At 31.9% G+C, this 19,613-nt stretch carries 17 protein-coding genes; 11 read left to right on the top strand and 6 right to left on the bottom strand.

Annotation, left to right across the window (positions count from 1 at the left end; all coding sequences use genetic code 11):
- Positions 1 to 4: 4 nt before the first annotated feature.
- The 3 genes from MHZ36_RS05710 (at position 5) to auxB (ending at position 3,187) form a co-directional block, all read left to right on the top strand.
- The gene (locus MHZ36_RS05710) at positions 5 to 817 is read left to right on the top strand and encodes an ABC transporter permease (protein ID WP_239230204.1); all 813 of its coding nucleotides are present in this window, start codon (positions 5 to 7) and stop codon (positions 815 to 817) included.
- The gene (locus tag MHZ36_RS05705; protein WP_239230202.1) at positions 814 to 1,887 is read left to right on the top strand and encodes an ABC transporter substrate-binding protein; all 1,074 of its coding nucleotides are present in this window, start codon (positions 814 to 816) and stop codon (positions 1,885 to 1,887) included. Before MHZ36_RS05710 ends, MHZ36_RS05705 begins: the two co-directional genes overlap by 4 nt.
- A gap of 73 nt (positions 1,888 to 1,960) precedes the next feature.
- Positions 1,961 to 3,187, top strand: a complete 1,227-nt coding sequence (auxB, locus tag MHZ36_RS05700; RefSeq protein ID WP_239230200.1) for a lipoteichoic acid stability factor AuxB — start codon at positions 1,961 to 1,963, stop codon at positions 3,185 to 3,187.
- A 461-nt stretch (positions 3,188 to 3,648) separates the two neighbouring features.
- Here the strand turns inward: auxB and MHZ36_RS05695 are convergent, their stop codons facing one another.
- Positions 3,649 to 4,989 (bottom strand): Nramp family divalent metal transporter, encoded by a 1,341-nt coding sequence (locus MHZ36_RS05695; RefSeq protein ID WP_239230198.1) that lies wholly within the window; start codon positions 4,987 to 4,989, stop codon positions 3,649 to 3,651.
- A gap of 193 nt (positions 4,990 to 5,182) precedes the next feature.
- Between MHZ36_RS05695 and MHZ36_RS05690 the strand changes: the two genes are divergently transcribed.
- Positions 5,183 to 5,707 carry a DUF4064 domain-containing protein gene (locus tag MHZ36_RS05690; RefSeq protein WP_239230196.1) on the top strand — a complete coding sequence of 175 codons (525 nt, stop codon included), beginning with the start codon at positions 5,183 to 5,185 and terminating at the stop codon, positions 5,705 to 5,707.
- Positions 5,708 to 5,830: 123 nt separating this feature from the next.
- Here the strand turns inward: MHZ36_RS05690 and MHZ36_RS05685 are convergent, their stop codons facing one another.
- Positions 5,831 to 6,442: a YktB family protein gene (locus tag MHZ36_RS05685; protein WP_239230194.1), complete on the bottom strand. Its 612-nt coding sequence runs from the start codon at positions 6,440 to 6,442 to the stop codon at positions 5,831 to 5,833.
- Positions 6,443 to 6,705: 263 nt separating this feature from the next.
- On the opposite strand from MHZ36_RS05685, the gene MHZ36_RS05680 reads away from it, so the two are divergent.
- The gene (locus MHZ36_RS05680) at positions 6,706 to 7,527 is read left to right on the top strand and encodes an inositol monophosphatase family protein (RefSeq protein ID WP_239230192.1); all 822 of its coding nucleotides are present in this window, start codon (positions 6,706 to 6,708) and stop codon (positions 7,525 to 7,527) included.
- 65 nt (positions 7,528 to 7,592) lie between these two features.
- On the opposite strand, the gene MHZ36_RS05675 is transcribed toward MHZ36_RS05680, so the two are convergent.
- Complete coding sequence (locus MHZ36_RS05675; protein WP_239230190.1) at positions 7,593 to 7,784, bottom strand: DUF5325 family protein; 192 nt, start codon at positions 7,782 to 7,784, stop codon at positions 7,593 to 7,595.
- A gap of 100 nt (positions 7,785 to 7,884) precedes the next feature.
- Here MHZ36_RS05675 and typA point away from each other — a divergent pair, with 100 nt between their 5' ends.
- Entirely contained in the window at positions 7,885 to 9,732 is a 1,848-nt protein-coding gene (gene typA / locus MHZ36_RS05670; protein WP_239230188.1) for a translational GTPase TypA, read from the top strand.
- Between the two features lie 241 nt (positions 9,733 to 9,973).
- Here typA and MHZ36_RS05665 read toward each other — a convergent pair whose 3' ends face one another.
- Together MHZ36_RS05665 and MHZ36_RS05660 are read right to left on the bottom strand one after the other, a co-directional pair.
- On the bottom strand, positions 9,974 to 10,156 hold the full coding sequence (locus MHZ36_RS05665; RefSeq protein ID WP_239230186.1) for a DUF2197 domain-containing protein: 183 nt from the start codon (positions 10,154 to 10,156) through the stop codon (positions 9,974 to 9,976).
- A gap of 2 nt (positions 10,157 to 10,158) precedes the next feature.
- Positions 10,159 to 10,641, bottom strand: coding sequence for a hypothetical protein (locus MHZ36_RS05660; RefSeq protein ID WP_239230184.1), 483 nt, complete (start codon positions 10,639 to 10,641; stop codon positions 10,159 to 10,161).
- Between the two features lie 359 nt (positions 10,642 to 11,000).
- On the opposite strand from MHZ36_RS05660, the gene MHZ36_RS05655 reads away from it, so the two are divergent.
- The 3 genes from MHZ36_RS05655 (at position 11,001) to MHZ36_RS05645 (ending at position 16,726) form a co-directional block, all read left to right on the top strand.
- Entirely contained in the window at positions 11,001 to 11,276 is a 276-nt protein-coding gene (locus MHZ36_RS05655) for an Fpa/YlaN family protein (RefSeq protein WP_042738977.1), read from the top strand.
- A gap of 379 nt (positions 11,277 to 11,655) precedes the next feature.
- Positions 11,656 to 12,894: a cell division peptidoglycan polymerase FtsW gene (gene ftsW / locus MHZ36_RS05650; protein WP_239230182.1), complete on the top strand. Its 1,239-nt coding sequence runs from the start codon at positions 11,656 to 11,658 to the stop codon at positions 12,892 to 12,894.
- A 376-nt stretch (positions 12,895 to 13,270) separates the two neighbouring features.
- Complete coding sequence (locus MHZ36_RS05645; RefSeq protein WP_239230180.1) at positions 13,271 to 16,726, top strand: pyruvate carboxylase; 3,456 nt, start codon at positions 13,271 to 13,273, stop codon at positions 16,724 to 16,726.
- Positions 16,727 to 16,994: 268 nt separating this feature from the next.
- On the opposite strand, the gene MHZ36_RS05640 is transcribed toward MHZ36_RS05645, so the two are convergent.
- A complete protein-coding gene (locus tag MHZ36_RS05640; RefSeq protein WP_239230178.1) occupies positions 16,995 to 17,903 on the bottom strand; it encodes a COX15/CtaA family protein in 909 nt (302 codons plus the stop codon).
- Positions 17,904 to 18,191: 288 nt separating this feature from the next.
- On the opposite strand from MHZ36_RS05640, the gene cyoE reads away from it, so the two are divergent.
- Both cyoE and MHZ36_RS05630 read left to right on the top strand, forming a co-directional pair.
- Positions 18,192 to 19,103, top strand: a complete 912-nt coding sequence (gene cyoE, locus MHZ36_RS05635; RefSeq protein WP_239230177.1) for a heme o synthase — start codon at positions 18,192 to 18,194, stop codon at positions 19,101 to 19,103.
- Between the two features lie 24 nt (positions 19,104 to 19,127).
- Entirely contained in the window at positions 19,128 to 19,589 is a 462-nt protein-coding gene (locus MHZ36_RS05630; protein WP_239230175.1) for a DUF420 domain-containing protein, read from the top strand.
- Positions 19,590 to 19,613: the final 24 nt, after the last annotated feature.

The raw sequence follows: 19,613 nt of genomic DNA, 5'->3' as shown, positions 1-19,613 counted from the left end.
TCAAATGAAATGGTATGGTAAATTATATATTTTAATATTAACTGCACTGTTATATCTTCCGATACTATTTTTAATGGTTTATTCATTTAATGATGCAGGTAATATGATCCATTTCGAAGGTTTCACACTTGATAATTATCGAGACTTATTTCAAGATGATCGTTTAATGGCTGTCATTTTTAATACCATAGCAGTTGCCTTATTAGCAGCATCCATAGCAACGGTCATTGGAACAATGGGTGCGATTGCACTTTATCATTTAAAAAATAAAAAAATACGTGTATCGCTATTAACGTTAAATAATGTGTTGATGGTTTCTTCAGATGTAGTTATTGGTGCATCATTTTTAATTATGTTTACAGCAATCGGTCATGTCACAGGGTTAGGATTAGGTTTTACAACTGTATTGATATCTCATATTGCCTTTTGTATACCAATCGTTGTGATTATCGTGTTACCAAAATTATATGAAATGAACCATCATACACTAGATGCTGCAAGAGATTTAGGTGCAAGTGAATTGCAAATTATGAATAAGGTCATGTTGCCTCAATTAATGCCAGCTATTATTGGTGGCTTTTTTATGGCTTTAACTTATTCATTGGATGATTTCACAGTTAGTTTCTTTGTAACTGGTAATGGTTTCAGTGTATTATCGGTAGAAGTTTATGCTATGGCTAGGAAAGGTATTAGTATGGAAATTAATGCAATATCCACAATTCTATTTGTAGTAATTATATTAGGCGTACTTGGCTATTATATAATTCGAAATATGTTCAAACATAGAGGACAAGTGAAGCGAGGGATAGAGCGATGAAACGATTTTTACAACTCATTCTAGTTTCTATTGTCATCGGCTTAATTTGTTTGTTTATAAGTCATAAATTTACTGCGAAAGAACATTCTAAAAGTGGTGACAAGATTTATGTTTATAACTGGGGAGAATATATTGATCCAAGTTTAATAAAAAAATTCCAAAAAGAAACAGGTATTGAAGTCGTATATGAAACATTTGATTCAAATGAGGCAATGGAAGCTAAGATTCGAAATGGCGGCACACACTATGATGTCGCATTTCCAAGTGACTATACAATAGAGAAAATGAAAAGTGAAAATTTATTATTACCATTGAATCATAGCAAGATTCCAAATATGAAGAATTTAGATCCAGATTATATGAACATGCCATATGATAGAGGAAATAAATATTCAATACCTTACTTTTTTGGTACTGTCGGTATTTTATATAATAAAAATGCATATCCTAATGATTCTTTTGAATCTTGGCAAAGTTTATATAATAAACAATATAAAGATGATATTCTACTTGTAGATGGAGCAAGAGAAATTATAGGATTATCCCTTAACAAATTAGGATATAGTTTAAATGACACTAAAAAAGGTCACCTAAGAGAAGCAGAACAGAATTTAACAAAACTAGGTCCAAATATTAAAGGTGTGGTAGGTGATGAAGTTACAATGATGCTTGAACAACATGAAGCAAATATAGCTGTTGTTTGGAGTGGCGTTGCGGCACCGATTGTACAAGAAAATAGTGATTATGATTATGTTGTACCAAAAGAAGGCTCGAATTTATGGTTTGATAACATGGTTATCCCTAAAACATCACAAAATAAAGCAGGGGCGTATAAGTTTATGAATTTCTTATTAGATGAGCGCAATAATAAACAAAATACGGAATGGGTTGGTTATGCAACGCCAAATAAAGCTGCTAGAAAAGCATTACCTTCAGAAATAAGTGATGATAAACGTTTTTATCCTACAAAAGAAACGCAATCTAAGTTAGAAGTTTATAAAGATTTAGGGAAAGAAGCATTAAGTGAATACAATGAAAGATTTTTAAATTTTAAAATGTCCTTAAAATAAGTTGTAGATAGTAGTTATTTTGGGATGAATTAGATATAATTATTTGACAAGCATTATAAGGAGTTGTGATTACATGTCAGGAGATCAATATACTCAAGTTAGACGACCAGTGAGTCGTATAGCTGAAAAAGTATTGGGATGGTTAAGTTGGATATTTTTACTTTTATTAACCATCATTACGATGTTTATCGCATTAGTTTCGTTTAGTAGCGATACATCAATTCAAAGGTTAGAGACATCTTTAAATGGCAATGATTTTATTCAACAAATACTCGCGAATAATAGTCTAAATACAACTCAATTTGTAATTTGGCTACAAAATGGTATTTGGGCAGTAATTGTTTATTTTATTATTTGTTTATTAATTTCATTTTTAGCCTTAATTTCTATGAATATTAGAATTTTATCTGGTATTTTGTTTTTAGTAGCCTCAGTAATTACATTGCCTTTAGTTTTATTATTTGTACCGTTAATTATTCCTATTCTTTTCTTTATAACAGCAATTATGATGTTTGCAAGAAAAGATAAGTTAGAAACTGTACCAGGTTATTATACAGATGAGCCATATGAAACATATGACCGTCCGTCACATGAGAAAAGATATGATGATTCTCATTATAATCAACCTGCAGATCAAACAATTAGAGGGCAACACCAAGCGGATCCGGAAGGCGAAGAACAAGCGGTGGCACAAACTCAGGAAAATCAACTTCGTCGAGGTGGATACACTTCAGATGTAGCTGAAAAAGTAAATCCTTCAAAACATGATTCTGAAGATGAGCCAACAGTATTATCGAGACAAGCTAAATATAATTATAAAAACAAAAAACAACAAGATGATGCGAATGGACAAGTGGATGAACAAGACAACTTCGGCAATGTAAGCAGTGTTTATGATGAACAAGGTAATGTAGTTGGTAATCAAGGTGATTCAACTCAAGAGGATCAAAGCACACGCGAACAGAACGAAGCGTTGGAAAGAGAAAGACAACAACAAGCTGAGGAAGAAGCACAGCGTAGACAGGCTGAATATGAAGAACAACAAAGATTAAAGTATGAAGAAGCGCAACGTAAAGAAAAAGAGAAACAAGAACGAGCAGAAGAAAAAGCACGTATTAAACAAGAAAAGAAAGAACGTAAGCAACGAGAAAAAGAAAAGCGTAAACAAATGCCAAGTGCTGCTAATCAACGTAGAATGAATTTTGAAGAACGTAAAAAAAAGACTTCTCATGAGGAAACAGATGAGTCATTAGAATCTTCACAAAATGAATCATTGAAGTCACAAAAAAAAGATAAATAGAAAAAGACTGGGATACTCATTTCCATTCTTAAAATAAGAGAGCTAATCTGTGACAGATTAGCTCTCTTATATATTTGGGATGTTACAATTTTGAACAATGCATGTAAACCTAGTGTATGGCTCGAGCTTGTAGTCTCTCACTCAAAATAATATTTCTCCCATACGTCATAACGTTATAAAATCGATAAAAATACGTATTAATATATAAAACAAGCTCTTTTCGCATCATACTATGATTTTTACATAATGTTAAACTATACATTATATTAAATATATAAATTCACAATGACTTATGATGTATTTTGGGAAGATTCTTGAGCAAGCAATGAAAGTCGATGTCCTAGGCAGAGACGGCATTCTTGGAAAGCAAGCTAATAATACGAAATTTTGTATAAAAAAGCCAGTAAATGCATACAACACATTTACTGGTTACTATTATAGACCTTATATCCAAATGCTTTTTATAATTCTTGAAATGTTTGGATTATAAGATAAACATTTAAAATACTTAAAATAATAATCAAAATCCAAGAAATGATATTAATCCACATTTTGTTTTTAAACTGACCCATTAATCGATTATTATTTGTGGCAAGTTGTAATGGGATTAAAGAAAACGGTAAAGCAATACTTAAAAATACTTGCGAAACAACTAGCAATTGTTCCATTTTTGCTTCATTACTATTAAATAGAATTAAGCAAAAGATTATAGGAAGTATTGCAAGTAATCTGGTAATTAATCTCCGCAACCAATTTGGAATTCTTAAATTGATAAAACCTTCCATAACAATTTGTCCAGCCATTGTACCCGTTATTGTTGAATTTTGCCCTGAGGCAAGTAAAGCTACTGCAAATAGCGTACTCATAATTGCTCCAAGCGATGCACCAAGCATTGGTTGATGATGTAACGCAGTATATAAATCGTAAAAGCCACCTAATTTGTCAGTGTTTACACCAAAAAAGAGTGCTGAACCTAAAATAAGTAATAAACAATTAATTACAAATGCGATAGTTAATTGAATATTGGAATCCAAAGTAGCATATTTAATAGCTTGGGCTTTTGATGAAGCATCATTTCGATTATACATTCTTGATTGTACGATTGAAGAATGTAGATAAAGATTATGTGGCATAATTGTTGCGCCAATAATACCAAGTGCAATAAATAATGCGCTATTATTGGTGATAATTGTACTATGAGGCACAAAACCATTTAGTACTTGAGTTACATTTGGTGATGCAATAAACACTTCAAAAATAAAAATAACTAATACTGTAAATATTAACGTACCGACAATAGCTTCAATTTTTCTAAATCCAAAGCGCATAATAAATAATAATAAAAATACATCTAACACAGTTATTAAAGCACCAACAAGCAATGGAATATCAAATAGTAAATCGAGTGCAATAGCACTACCGATGACTTCAGCTATGTCTGTAGCTATAATAGCCAATTCAGCAATAATCCAAAAAATAACTGCGAGTGGTTTATTGAGATAATATTTTGTAGCTTGTGCTAAATCCATACCTGTTGCTATTCCTAATCTTACCGTCATACTTTGTAATAACATCGCAGATAGACTTGATAGTAAAATCACGAATAGCAAAATGTATCCAAATTGTGCACCGCCTTGCATAGAAGTAATCCAATTACCTGGATCCATATAACCAACTGCAACAAGGAGTCCAGGACCTAAATAGGAAAAAAGTTTTTGACTAAATTTACCTTCTGATACTACCGATACCGTGTTATTAATTTCATCCATACTTTTTTGTTCATTATTTACATGTTGAGACATTTATCTCACCTCCACTAAAAACTTAATATTTATCAGATTAAACCAAAAAATATTTTAGGTCAACCTAAAGTTTTTAAGGTGTGTGATTTATATAAAGTTCCTGCTGTTGAAAAATGTATCAAAAGAGGGCGGATTATTTTTATATTCGTAATTATTTGCTATGATATAAGTAAAAGTAATAAGGGGGAGCAAAATGAATAGAAAAGCAGAAAGAATATTAGCTTGGATAGCGAATAGCTTGAGTATCATTTATTTGTTGTTTATAGTGCTTTGTCTTTTCATGATTAATATACCTGAATTTAAAGAGGTCTTTAATCAAATGAATCAACAACAAGGTATGGAAATGTCGCTCGGAACCTTTAAGTCATCGCTGACTTTATTGACTATCTATTTATTAATTGCTTTGATATTAGGAGTAATTGGTACATTTTTGATTAAGAAAAATAGAGTATTGGCTGCTTGTTTATTAATTGTTGCGGCAATTACATCTATATTCTCTACAAATTTAATTGCATTAATTTTGTGGCTGATTGCAGGTATTATGTTGTTTGTAAAGCGTTCAAAAAAGAACCAATTAGATGAAAGTAATTTTCCTAAGATAAATGAACAGCGTGAACAACCTGAAAATAAAACTTCAGATCATAAACAAACAAAGCATAACTTTGATGAAGAAAATAAACTCAAGCGCAAAAAAGATGATGATCCATACATTTATTAAGCTTAAAGTAGTCAGATAATAACTAACTATCAATCAAACAGGCTAAGACATAAAAAATTATGTCTTAGCCTATTTATTTATATCTCAATTTGAAAATGAATTAGCTTAACAACTCTTAAAATATTATCTATAAAATTTTAAAAGTTGTTCAAAAGTTTCTTCTAAAAAATTTATAAATGATTTATCAGATTTTAATTCATCAGCACCCGGTGAAAGTGTTCTTGCTACAAAGAATTCACCTTTCTTCACTTTTTTAACACGATCAATGGCTTTATGTAAATCATCTTCAGACATTTCAGAGATAAGCGTCTTGGTTTGATTCATGTGATCTAAACTAATACTATAATCATTTGGTAAATTTGTTAGCGTATCAAACTTATCTTCGAATACCACTACACGTTGTGCTTTATCTTTAGCTTCATGCATCACACCGTACATTACAAATAATTGTTCTTCAAACAAACCAATTTGGAAATGAGGGAGCATTTTATATCCACGATTATTTGTAGCAAAAGCAACCCAAGTATCTTTCGGGGGATTTACACTTCTGCGTGCATGTTTTGCAACATGTGGGTAAAATGTTTCGCCTGTGATAGTTTCTAGATATTGAGCGAAATGTTCTCCTAAATTATTTAGTTGTGGTCTTATATATTCATTGAGTGCTTCCATTCTGGCTTCAAGACCATCCACCTGGAATGATTTAAAATCTTTTGGTTTAAAAGTATATTTTGTCATATTAACCTCCTGTGCAACAACTTGATTTGATTGTATTGTAGCATATTCTAATACAGGTAACATTTGGATTGTTTTAGACTAATACAAAATTATACGTGCGTGTGAACAAGTTCGAAAAAGGGTATAAAGTGATATATTATAAAAGGTGAATGTAATATTCAACTAAAATTAATACATATAATGAAGAAAATAGATTATAAAACGTACATTACCTTTTTATGTAGTAAGTAATGTATAATAGAAAAGGTTAAGGAGCTGAGACTATGACAGTTTATGAATTTGCAAAAGGACTAATTTTAGAAGCGGGCAATAATGTTAAAAAAATTATGAAACAAGACATAGAAATTGAAACAAAATCAAACCCTAACGATTTAGTAACAAATGTAGATAAAGCAACTGAAAAATTTATATATGAAACGATAAAAAAAACATATCCAGATCATCAAGTTATTGGTGAAGAGGGACATGGTCATGATTTAAACGATGCGGCAGGTATTATTTGGGTAGTAGATCCAATAGATGGTACGCTGAATTTCGTTCACCAAAAAGAAAATTTTGCAATATCTATCGGTATATATTCTGATGGAAAGCCCTATGCTGGTTTCGTCTTTGATGTTATGAACGATGTTTTATATCATGCTAAAATAGGTGAAGGTGCTTTTGAAAATGAAACACCACTTGAACCTATAGCCGATACGACATTAAAGAAAAGTATTATTGGTATTAATCCTAATTGGCTAACTAAGCCAAAGTTAGAAGATTTGTTCAAACCTATTGTAGATGAGGCGAGAAGTGCAAGAGCTTATGGATCTGCAGCATTAGAAATTATTCATGTAGCAACTGGTAGGTTAGGAGCATATATCACCCCTCGTTTACAGCCGTGGGATTTTGCTGGTGGTTTGATTATATTGAATGAGGTAAAAGGTATTGGTACGGATTTGGAAGGTCAAGCTTTATCAATTTTTAGGGCTAACTCAATTGTAATGGCAAATCCTCAGTTACATGAAGAATTAGTTTATCATCACTTGAAGCAAAATGAAGATATCGTCGATTTAATACAACAAAGACTAATTAGCAGAAAATAATAGATAAGAAAACGTAAAAATAGACCGAAACAATTATAACTGTTTCGGCCTATTTTTGTCTTATCTTATAACCAATCGTTTTCGCGATATTTCTTTTTTAAAGTGAAACCGCACCCAAATGTTGCAATGAATAATATAAGTGTTAAAATCATCAGTGGAACATTTGTAGCCGCTAGACTAAAGCTAAATAAAAGCAAGAATATAATGGCGACTATAGCGAGTACCCAAAATATTGCTTTTGATTTTTTTTGTTGCATCCCAACCACACCTTTATAGTTTTCTTTAACCAATTATATGATATAATAAAAAAGTTGCAAAGAAAAGTGGGAATTTACTCGAGAAAGGAAATTGTATAAAATGACTAAAATTAGAGAAGATGTTCGTAATATAGCAATCATCGCTCACGTTGACCATGGTAAAACGACACTTGTAGATGAATTATTAAAACAATCAGGAATTTTCCGTGAGAACGAGCATGTAGATGAAAGAGCAATGGATTCAAATGATATAGAGAGAGAACGTGGTATCACAATCCTTGCTAAAAACACAGCAGTTAACTACAAAGATAATCGAATTAATATTTTAGACACACCAGGACACGCTGATTTTGGCGGAGAAGTAGAACGTATCATGAAAATGGTTGACGGTGTTGTCTTAGTAGTAGATGCATATGAAGGTACAATGCCTCAAACACGTTTTGTATTGAAAAAAGCATTAGAGCAAAATTTAAAACCAGTAGTTGTAGTTAATAAAATTGATAAACCAGAAGCTAGACCAGAAGGCGTAGTTGACGAAGTATTAGACTTATTCATCGAATTAGAAGCAAACGATGAACAATTAGATTTCCCTGTAGTTTATGCTTCAGCTGTTAACGGTACAGCAAGCCTAGACTCAGAAAAACAAGACGAAAACATGCAGGCATTATATGAAACAATTATTGATTATGTTCCTGCTCCTGTTGATAATAGAGATGAACCATTACAATTCCAAATCGCATTACTAGATTATAGTGATTATTTAGGACGTATTGGTGTAGGACGTGTGTTCAGAGGAACAATGCGTGTAGGAGACAGTGTATCATTGATTAAATTAGACGGAACAGTTAAAAACTTCCGTGTAACAAAAATCTTTGGTTTCTTTGGTTTAAAACGTGAAGAAGTAAATGAAGCGTATGCTGGTGACTTAATTGCTGTATCTGGAATGGAAGATATCAACGTTGGTGAAACAGTAACACCTACTGATAATCAAGAAGCTTTACCAGTATTAAGAATAGATGAACCAACATTAGAAATGACATTCAGAGTAAACAATTCTCCTTTCGCTGGACGTGAAGGTGATTATGTAACTTCTCGTCAAATTCAAGAACGTTTAGATCAACAATTAGAAACAGATGTGTCATTAAAAGTTACACAAACTGAATCACCAGATAAATGGATTGTTGCAGGTCGTGGCGAATTACACTTATCAATCTTAATTGAAAACATGAGACGTGAAGGATTTGAACTACAAGTTTCTAAACCTCAAGTTATTTTAAGAGAAATTGATGGCGTTAAATGTGAACCATTTGAACGCGTACAATGTGAAGTGCCTCAAGAATATACAGGTGCGGTTATTGAATCATTAGGTCAACGTAAAGGTGAAATGGTTGATATGGTAACTACTGATAATGGCCTAACACGTATTATCTTTATGGTACCAGCACGTGGCTTAATCGGTTATACTACTGAATTCATGTCACAAACACGTGGTTATGGTATTATTAACCATACATTTGAAGAGTTTAGACCTCGTGTTAAAGGACGTATTGGTGGCAGAAGAAATGGTGCTTTAGTATCATTAGACCAAGGTAAAGCAAGTTCATATGCTATCATGGGATTAGAAGATCGTGGTACGAACTTCATGGAACCTGGTACAGAAGTATATGAAGGTATGGTTGTTGGTGAACATAATCGTGAAAATGACTTAACAGTTAACGTAACAAAAGAAAAGAACCAAACAAACGTACGTTCTGCAAATAAAGACCAAACTGTAACTATGAAACGACCTAGAGTGTTATCTTTAGAAGAAGCGTTACAATTTATAAATGATGACGAATTGGTCGAAACTACACCAGAAAATATTCGTATTAGAAAAACAATTTTAGAAAAATCAGCACGTGAGAAAGAATCAAAACGTGTTAAACAAATGATGCAAGAAGATGAATAAATAGTAAGTGGGCAAGAATTGAAAGTTTTATATAATGATGTTGATGTCCAATAGGGATAAAATAATTATATATGACTTTGAGTTAAGTTTTGTTAACTACTGCCCAAATGAAGATACAGGTTGAGACATAATTATTGTCTTAGCCTGTATTTTTTATTGATGTGAGACAAAAAAATATACATTATATAATACTTATAATCAGATGTAAGTAATAATATAATGTATATTTTGTATTAAATAATTAATTTTTTTCTAAGTGATTAAATGTATAGACTTGATTACGCTGTTTTGGCGTATCTAATCTACTTTTACATTCATCACACATAAATGTATGCATTGGATCATTTTTTAATCTTTTTGCTTCTAAAGTATTTTCATCTATAAATACTTTAGTATCACAAATAATACATTGCACTTGTTTCAAATTTAAATCACCTCAATGTGTGTGACATGTTCGAATTGATAATCATAACCTTGTTCTGGGACATATACAAAACTGTCTACTGCATTATCGTCATATAATCTTTTTCCGTCTTTAGAGAATTGGAAAAAGAGATAAGGCAATAATTCAATTGGTATATCAAGTGAATGTTCACTGTTTGAAAGGCGTATCTTTGTCGCACTTTCATGAACTTCCGCGTTTTTGAAGAAAGGCGTCATATTAATAACAAAAGATCCCTCAAGCACTGCACGTTTTTTATATTTAATTTCGGAATTTAGTGTAGGAGGATTGGTTTGTCCTTCTAAAATAGCGCGATTCCATTCTCTATTATCTTCGAAATTGATAGGTTTTGTTCCATCAAATACGCCATTTTCTAAATCTTCGATTTGTACTTTTCGATCATCAAAAATCCATGTTGTACTATCTAATGTAATTTGAAAATTTACTGCACCCTTAATTTGAATCATTATCCCACTCCTATTGAAAAACTTAACAATATCTATAAAAGTTATAATAAATTGCTATCATGAATAAAAGTTTAAACTTTTGACTTAATAGAATAAATGACTTTTTTGTGACAGAAAGATTTATTTGATTTATAAAACCAATCTGGCAAATGATCATTTTCGACAGGTTAAAAGCGCTTACTTTAAGGCGAAAAGCAAATCATAGAAAAATTTATAAATACTGTATATGTAATTTGACCTTTAAATATAATTTTATCATACATAAGCGTATTTAGTATATTACTGAATACTCTTGCTTTTTACTATTCAGTAAGATACACTTTTATTTATAAAGTTACAATTGATAGGGGGAGTATGTCATGGTAAAGAGTCAAGATTTAAATAATGCGGCATATGACCAGTTGAATAAAGATGCTGATAGGATTCTCCAACTTATAAAAGTACAAATGGACAATCTTACATTACCACAATGCCCATTGTATGAAGAAGTACTCGATACTCAGATGTTTGGATTACAAAAAGAAGTAGATTTTGCTGTTGAACTTGGTTTAGTTGACAGTGAAGCGGGCAAAGGATTAATGCTTCGATTAGAAAAAGAACTTTCTAAATTGCATGATGCATTTACGAATGTTTAATTTTGTAATATTCAATACTGGTATGGCGTAAATCCAAAATTAAAATAAATAATTGACCTTTAGTAGTATTAAAAACTACATAAAGTACTTGAAAAGTGACTGGGACATCAATCTTAAATGGGTTGTATCACAGTCGCTTTTCTTATTTTAATAAGATTAAAAATGAAATACATTAAAAAATTACAATTTATGATATATTTATTCGAGAAATTATGACAATGTTTGATATAATATAAAAAGCGCACTTTCTTACTACATCAAAATATAAATTGTACAGTAAGGCTGTGGAATAAATCTGTACAAATCATATATAATCAATACAAATATTTAAATTAACAAATTAAATGATATTAAAAATTAGAATTGGATGATATGTCAAATGAATAACATAAAGCAATTTTTTCGATATATTGGTAAAAATGCCAAATACATTGATTATCCATTAGTAATTACATATTTATTACTATGTCTTATAGGATTGGTTATGGTATATAGTGCTAGTATGGTTGCCGCGACAAAAGGTACTTTAACGGGTGGTGTAGGCGTTTCAGGTACATACTTTTATACTAGACAATTAATGTATGTGATTATGAGCTTGATACTCGTTTTCTTTATGGCTTTCTTTATGAATGTAAAATTTTTGGAAAAAACAAAATTCCAACAATGGATGATGGCAGGTATTATCATTTTACTTTGTGCAACACTTGTTATCGGTAGTAATATTAATGGATCTAAAAGTTGGATAAACTTAGGATTTATGAATTTACAGGCTTCAGAATTATTAAAGATCGCCATAATACTTTATATTCCATATATGATAGAAAAGAAAAGGCCGAAAGTATTTAAAGAACCTAAGATATTAATGTCGCCGATTATTTTAGCATCATTTTGTATCGGTTTAGTATTTTTACAACGAGATGTTGGACAAACATTACTTATTTTAGTTATTTTCTTTTCAATTCTTTTTTATGCAGGTATTGGGGTTGAAAAATCAATTAAATATGGCTTGATTGTTATTAGTGGTATAGCTATAATCGGTGGTCTATTTCTCTTATTAGGTTTGGTTCCTGATTATTTAACTGCACGTTTCAGTACGTTAGCGAATCCTTTTAGTAAGGAATCAGGTACGGGTTATCATATTTCAAACTCATTGATTGCGATAGGAAACGGAGGTCTATTCGGCCGCGGATTAGGAAATAGTATTATGAAGTTAGGGTATCTACCCGAGCCACATACAGATTTTATTTTCTCGATTATATGTGAGGAACTTGGTTTAATAGGCGGATTGTTTGTTATTTGTTTATTATTCTTTATTGTCTATCGTGCATTTCAATTGGCAAACAAAACACCATCATATTTTTATAAATTAGTTTGTGTAGGAATTGCAAGTTATATTGGAAGTCAAACTTTTGTAAACTTAGGTGGTATTTCAGGAACAATTCCATTGACCGGAGTACCTTTACCATTCATCAGTTTCGGTGGTTCTTCAATGATTAGTTTAAGTATTGCAATGGGATTATTACTAATAACTGCTAAACAAATTAAAATTGAAGAATATCGTAGAAAGCAAGCAATTAAAAAGCAATCAAATATCCAAGGACATAGAAAATTTAATTAAAGTTATAGTTCATATTAATAAGCAAACATTTCAACGCACAGTCGTTGAAAACGTTTGCTTATTTTTTTATTGCAGTTTTGAAATTTTGAAAAAGTTAGAACTTTGATTGAAAATGATAACTAAAACTTATTGTAATATATAACTTTTTATTATGTATAATTTGTGATACAATAGCCTAGAAATACTATTAAATCAATGTTTAGTAGCTAAAGGTTATAGCGATGCTTCAATCACTATTTGATTTGAAATGTATTTCAATTTGCAATAATTGCAAAACATCAGATGTTTTTTTACTGTTTACATTGTTCGTATTTTGCTATAATGTATTCAATATCAAATTTTTTAGAAAATTCAAACTTTTAAGGGGGACCAAGTTTTGAAAAAAATAAACAAACTAATGGTGGCCAATCGTGGGGAAATTGCAATAAGAATATTTAGGGCAGCAACAGAGTTAGATGTTAAAACTGTAGCTATTTATTCTAATGAAGATAAGGGGTCTTTACATAGATATAAAGCTGATGAATCGTATTTAGTAGGAGAGGACTTAGGGCCTGCGGATTCATATTTAAATATAGAGAGAATCATTGAAGTCGCAAAACGAGCAGAAGTTGATGCGATTCATCCGGGGTATGGTTTTTTAAGTGAAAATGAAACTTTTGCACGTAGATGTGATGAAGAAGGCATTAAATTTATAGGACCGCGTGTAACCCATTTGGATATGTTTGGTGACAAAATTAAAGCAAGAGAAACGGCTATTAAAGCTGATTTAAGCGTAATTCCAGGAACTGATGGACCAATCGATAGTTTTGAAGATGCAGTTGATTTTGCTGAAACTGCGGGGTTCCCATTAATGATCAAAGCTACAAGTGGTGGTGGCGGTAAAGGAATGCGTATTGTACGTACGAGCCAAGAGTTAGAAGATGGCTTTTATCGCGCGAAATCTGAAGCAGAAAAATCATTTGGTAATAGCGAAGTATATATTGAAAAATACATTGATAATCCAAAGCATATAGAAGTACAAGTTATTGGTGATGAGCATGGTAATATTGTCCACTTATATGAACGTGATTGTTCTGTTCAAAGACGTCATCAAAAAGTTGTAGAAGTAGCACCTTCAGTAGCCTTGTCAGATGACTTAAGGGAGCGCATCTGTGACACGGCAATTCAACTTATGGAGAAAATCGAATATGTAAATGCAGGGACTGTAGAATTTTTAGTTTCAGGTGAGGATTTTTACTTTATTGAAGTAAATCCACGTGTTCAAGTAGAACATACTATAACTGAAATGATTACGGGTGTAGATATTGTTAAGACACAGATTCTTGTTGCTGACGGTGAATCATTATTTGATGAAGAAATTAATATGCCTAAACAAGAAGATATTGTCACATTAGGTTATGCGATTCAATGTCGTATCACTACTGAAGATCCAACAAATGATTTCATGCCTGATACTGGTAGGATTAGTGCATATCGTTCAAGTGGTGGTTTCGGTGTGAGGTTAGACGCTGGAGACGGTTTCCAAGGTGCTGAAATTTCTCCGTATTATGATTCGTTACTTGTGAAATTATCTACACATGCTATGTCATTTAAACAAGCAGATGAAAAAATGGATAGATCTTTACAAGAAATGAGAATTCGTGGAGTTAAGACAAATATTCCATTCTTAATTAATGTTATGAGACATCCGCAATTTAAAACAGGTGACTATACAACAAAATATATTGAAAGCACACCAGAATTGTTTGATATTCAGCCTACTTTAGATAGAGGTACGAAGACGCTTGAATACATTGGTAATGTCTCAATTAATGGTTTTCCGAATGTTGAAAAACGACCAAAACCGATTTATGAAACATCACCCATTCCTAAAGTTGCTAAGCGAGAAATTGAGCAGTTAAAAGGAACAAAGCAACTGTTGGATGAAAAGGGACCAAAAGCAGTTGCAGAGTGGTTAAAACAACAAGAAGATGTATTAATTACGGATACCACATTTAGAGATGCGCATCAGTCATTATTAGCAACACGTGTTAGAACTAAAGATATGATGAATATTGCTTCTAAGACAGCAGAAGTGATGCAGGACAATTTCTCGCTAGAACTATGGGGTGGTGCGACATTTGATGTAGCGTTTAATTTCTTGAAAGAAAATCCATGGGAACGTTTAGAAAGATTAAGGAAAGCAATTCCGAATGTTCTATTTCAAATGCTATTACGTGCCTCAAATGCAGTAGGTTATAAAAACTATCCAGATAATGTAATTAAAAAATTCGTAGCTGAAAGTGCCAACGCGGGTGTAGATGTATTTAGAATATTTGATTCACTAAACTGGGTAGATCAAATGAAGGTAGCTAATGAAGCTGTACAAGAAGCAGGAAAAATTTCAGAAGGTACAATTTGTTACACAGGTGATATTTTAAATCCTAAACGTTCAGACATATATACTTTAGAGTATTATGTCGAAATGGCTAAGACATTAGAACGTGAAGGGTTCCATATTTTAGCGATTAAAGATATGGCAGGTTTATTAAAGCCTAAAGCAGCTCATGAATTAATTGGTGAATTAAAAGCAGCAGTCGATTTACCAATACATCTTCATACCCATGATACGAGTGGTAATGGTTTGATGATTTATAAAGAGGCCATTGATGCCGGAGTGGATGTTATTGATACAGCAGTAGCTTCAATGAGTGGTTTGACAAGTCAACCTAGCGGCAACGCATTATATTACGCATTGAATGGATTTGAAAGAAACTTACGTGCGGATATTGAAGGAATGGAAGAACTCTCACATTATTGGGGAACTGTACGTCAGTATTATAGTGATTTTGAAAGTGATATTAAATCACCGAACACAGAAATTTATAAACATGAAATGCCAGGTGGTCAATATTCCAACCTTAGACAACAAGCAAAAAGTTTAGGACTTGGTAATCGATTTAACGAAGTGAAAGACATGTATCGTAGAGTGAATTTCTTATTTGGTGATTTAGTAAAAGTAACGCCATCATCTAAAATTGTTGGGGACATGGCTTTATATATGGTGCAAAATGATTTAGATGAGCAAGCTGTAATCGACGATGGTTATAAGTTAGATTTTCCAGAATCTGTTGTGTCATTCTTCAAGGGTGATATTGGTCAACCTGTAAATGGTTTTAATAAAGATTTACAACAAGTAATTTTAAAAGGGCAGACGGCATTAACTGAACGTCCCGGAGAATATTTAGAGCCGGTTGATTTTGAAGCAGTAAGAAAAGAACTAGAAGAAAAACAACAAGGTGCGGTTACTGAACAAGATATTATAAGCTATGTATTGTATCCAAAAGTATATGAACAGTTTATTACTACACAACAACAGTTTGGAAATGTCTCATTACTTGATACACCTACATTTTTCTTCGGAATGCGTTCAAATGAAACAGTTGAAATTGAGATTGATACTGGTAAACGACTAATTATTACATTGAAGACGATTACTGAACCTGATGAAAAGGGAATGCGTACAATATTCTATGATATGAATGGTCAGGCACGTCGTATATTTATTCAAGATGAAAATGTGAAAGCAAATGCCAACGTTAAACCTAAAGCGGATAAATTAAACCCTAACCATATAGGAGCGCAAATGCCTGGATCTGTTACTGAAGTGAAAATTTCTGAAGGTGAAAATGTAACAAGTGGTCAAGCATTATTAATTACTGAAGCAATGAAGATGGAAACGACTATACAAGCGCCGTTCGATGGCGTTATTAAAAAAGTTACTGTACAAAGCGGTGAAGCTATCGAGACTGGGGATTTACTAATTGAAATAGAAAAAGAACCAGTAGATTAAATGTGATATGCAAATATTATAAATGAGAAAAAGACGCTTATTAATCATAGAAATTATATTAATTCTATGATTAAGGCGTCTTTTTTATGAATGATATCAGACCAATAAATTTAATGTATTTAGTAAAAATGACTTGTATAAATAAAAACAGGCTAAGAATTTAAGAGTTGTCTTAGCCTGTTTTTTATTATTTTCAAATAGTAGTAAGAAAAAATTTATAAAAAATAGATTTTGTCCAATTACTATTAATGGATGTATACGCTATATTTTAGCCGCCACTTCGAATAGTACGTAGCATTAATATTATAAAGTATGCAATTAAGCCGAATAATAATGTAATAAATAAAGCATGTAAAAGTGCAATAAATAAATTAACATGAGTAATGATTGAAAGTGCACCTGTAGTTACCTGTAATAATACAAGTATAAATGCAGCAGTGTAACCATATCTAATCGTTCTATTGTGTCTATAATTATTGACTGCATGAATAAATGTTAGCATAATCCAAATAAAAGCGATAAATGCCATACCTCTGTGAGTGAAATTCACCCAATCCTGTACAGTATGTGGCATTAAATCATTAAAAGGTAATGGCCATTGACCATAAGCTAAACTAGCTTTTTTATGTCTTACCAATGCACCAGTATAAATCGTTAAGTATACGATGAGCATCATTAACCAAGTATAAATTCGTAATGGTTTTCTGATAAATAATTCATCTGCTTCATATTTACGGTCGATTTCAAAAATAATCAATGTTAATACAAAAACGGATGAGAACGAAACGAGTGAAATACCAAAATGTAATGCTAAAACATAAGCATTTTGTTGCCAAATTACAGCTGCTGCACCTATCAGTGCTTGAAGAAGTAAGAAACCGACACTTATAATACAAAGCGGTTTGACTTCTTTGATATAACTGATATGCTTCCAAGCAACGATGACCAACCATAACACAACAATCAATGATAATCCTGAAACGGCACGATGACTTAATTCAATGATTGTTTGAATTGGTAGGTTCTGTGGTAACAAAGCACCATGACATAGAGGCCAATCTGATCCACAACCATCTTCAGATCCAGTTTTGGTGACCAGTGCACCACCTAGTTGTACCCATGTCATAATTATTGTAGCAAGTATAGATAACCATTTCAGGTTTTTTTTGTTAAACAATAATTAACACCCCACTTATTAATAAAACTATTGGGATTATAAATCTAGTAGTTTAGCTATAACAAATTCGAATTGAATAGTTCATAAATTTTATTCCCAAAAGACATACTTGTTTAACGTTAAATAAATCTCAAAACTAATTATAACAAGAAAAAGTGAAATAGTTGTGTCATAAAAATGACGATTTCATAATGTCTTTAAAGTGTCACAAATAAATTATTATAAATCTAGTAAAACACATTAATTTAATATATCATTGTATTATATGAAAAAAATAGGAGGGGAATTATGAACAAAGAACAAACTTTGTCGCATAATACAAGCCGTGTAACCTTCAAAGAGTTACAGCAGATTATCAAAATGGGGCTTGTGCAAGGGAATTTAGTTCCTGCATTTGCCGGATCTTGGCTTGCAATTGTGTTGGCAAATCATTCCTTTCTCTCGTCAATACCACAAATCTTAATGATGATTGTTGGCTCAACGCTTATTATGGGCGGTGCTTGTGCTGTAAACAATTATTATGATCAAGATATTGATAAAATCATGCCAAGTAAGCAACAAAGGCCTACGGTCAATGATCGAATTTCAGATAGAAATTTATTAATACTTAGCTTTGGAATGATGTTGATAGGGGAAGCGTTACTATTTGCCTTAAACATACCGTCAGGTGTTATTGGCTTATTAGGTATAGTGGGATATGTTTCATTTTATTCAATATGGTCAAAACGTCATACGGTATGGAATACAGTTATCGGTAGCTTTCCAGGTGCAGTACCACCATTAATTGGTTGGACTGCCATCGAGGGGAATATCAGTGTAGTTGCAGTTGCATTATTTTTAGTTGTTTTTTGTTGGCAACCAATTCATTTCTATGCATTAGCAATCAAGCGTAAAGATGAATATTCATTAGCAAATATTCCAATGTTACCATCAGTTAAAGGTTTTAAACGAACTAGAGTGAGCATGTTTATTTGGCTTGTATTGTTATTACCATTACCATTTTTATTAAGTGATTTAGGTACTACATTTATTGTGTTAGCTTCATTGTTGAATTTAGGATGGTTGTATATGGGATTAACAAGTTTCAAGAAAGATACAGATCAGACAAAATGGGCAACAAAAATGTTTATTTATTCATTAAACTATTTAGTAGTATTTTTTGTACTTGCTGTTGTCGTCTCATTAATACAAATGTTCTAATAATTAATAATAAGGATGAAATTTATGAGTTTACCAATTTTACCTACAATTAGTACGAGCTTTATTGTTATTAGTGCAATCCTTGTTGCAATAGGTTGGCGCAAAATTTGGAAAAAAGATATTGAAAGTCATAAAAAAGTAATGCTATTTGCTGCATTCTTTGCACTCGCATTCTTTATCATTTATGCTTCAAGAACCATTTTTATTGGTAATACTGCATTCGGTGGTCCGGATTCGGTTAAACTTTACTATACTATCTTTTTAATTTTCCATATCAACTTAGCTACAATCGGTGGTATCTTAGGTGCAATTCAAATCATTACTGCATTTAGAGATAAGTTGAAAATTCATCGCCGGATCGGTCCTATAGCATCGATTATTTGGTTCTTTACTGCCATCACAGGTGTTGCAGTATATACATTACTTTATGTATTGTATCCAGGTGGAGAAACAACATCACTGATAAAAGCAACTTTAGGTTTGTAATAATATTTTTAAAAAGAAAGTTAG

The organism is Staphylococcus sp. ACRSN (assembly GCF_022346615.1).
Taxonomy (GTDB): Bacteria; Bacillota; Bacilli; order Staphylococcales; family Staphylococcaceae; genus Staphylococcus.
This window is presented reverse-complemented; position numbering and strand designations above follow the sequence as displayed.

What these genes read in the sequence shown, in the direction of transcription:
- MHZ36_RS05710 (WP_239230204.1), top strand. Translation starts at nt 5, where the DNA reads ATGAAATGGTATGGTAAATTATATATTTTAATATTAACTGCACTGTTA.
- ftsW (WP_239230182.1), top strand. Translation starts at nt 11,656, where the DNA reads ATGAATAACATAAAGCAATTTTTTCGATATATTGGTAAAAATGCCAAA.
- MHZ36_RS05655 (WP_042738977.1), top strand. Translation starts at nt 11,001, where the DNA reads ATGGTAAAGAGTCAAGATTTAAATAATGCGGCATATGACCAGTTGAAT.
- MHZ36_RS05690 (WP_239230196.1), top strand. Translation starts at nt 5,183, where the DNA reads ATGAATAGAAAAGCAGAAAGAATATTAGCTTGGATAGCGAATAGCTTG.
- MHZ36_RS05685 (WP_239230194.1), bottom strand. Translation starts at nt 6,442, where the DNA reads ATGACAAAATATACTTTTAAACCAAAAGATTTTAAATCATTCCAGGTG.
- auxB (WP_239230200.1), top strand. Translation starts at nt 1,961, where the DNA reads ATGTCAGGAGATCAATATACTCAAGTTAGACGACCAGTGAGTCGTATA.
- cyoE (WP_239230177.1), top strand. Translation starts at nt 18,192, where the DNA reads ATGAACAAAGAACAAACTTTGTCGCATAATACAAGCCGTGTAACCTTC.
- typA (WP_239230188.1), top strand. Translation starts at nt 7,885, where the DNA reads ATGACTAAAATTAGAGAAGATGTTCGTAATATAGCAATCATCGCTCAC.
- MHZ36_RS05705 (WP_239230202.1), top strand. Translation starts at nt 814, where the DNA reads ATGAAACGATTTTTACAACTCATTCTAGTTTCTATTGTCATCGGCTTA.
- MHZ36_RS05630 (WP_239230175.1), top strand. Translation starts at nt 19,128, where the DNA reads ATGAGTTTACCAATTTTACCTACAATTAGTACGAGCTTTATTGTTATT.
- MHZ36_RS05680 (WP_239230192.1), top strand. Translation starts at nt 6,706, where the DNA reads ATGACAGTTTATGAATTTGCAAAAGGACTAATTTTAGAAGCGGGCAAT.
- MHZ36_RS05695 (WP_239230198.1), bottom strand. Translation starts at nt 4,989, where the DNA reads ATGTCTCAACATGTAAATAATGAACAAAAAAGTATGGATGAAATTAAT.
- MHZ36_RS05660 (WP_239230184.1), bottom strand. Translation starts at nt 10,641, where the DNA reads ATGATTCAAATTAAGGGTGCAGTAAATTTTCAAATTACATTAGATAGT.
- MHZ36_RS05675 (WP_239230190.1), bottom strand. Translation starts at nt 7,784, where the DNA reads ATGCAACAAAAAAAATCAAAAGCAATATTTTGGGTACTCGCTATAGTC.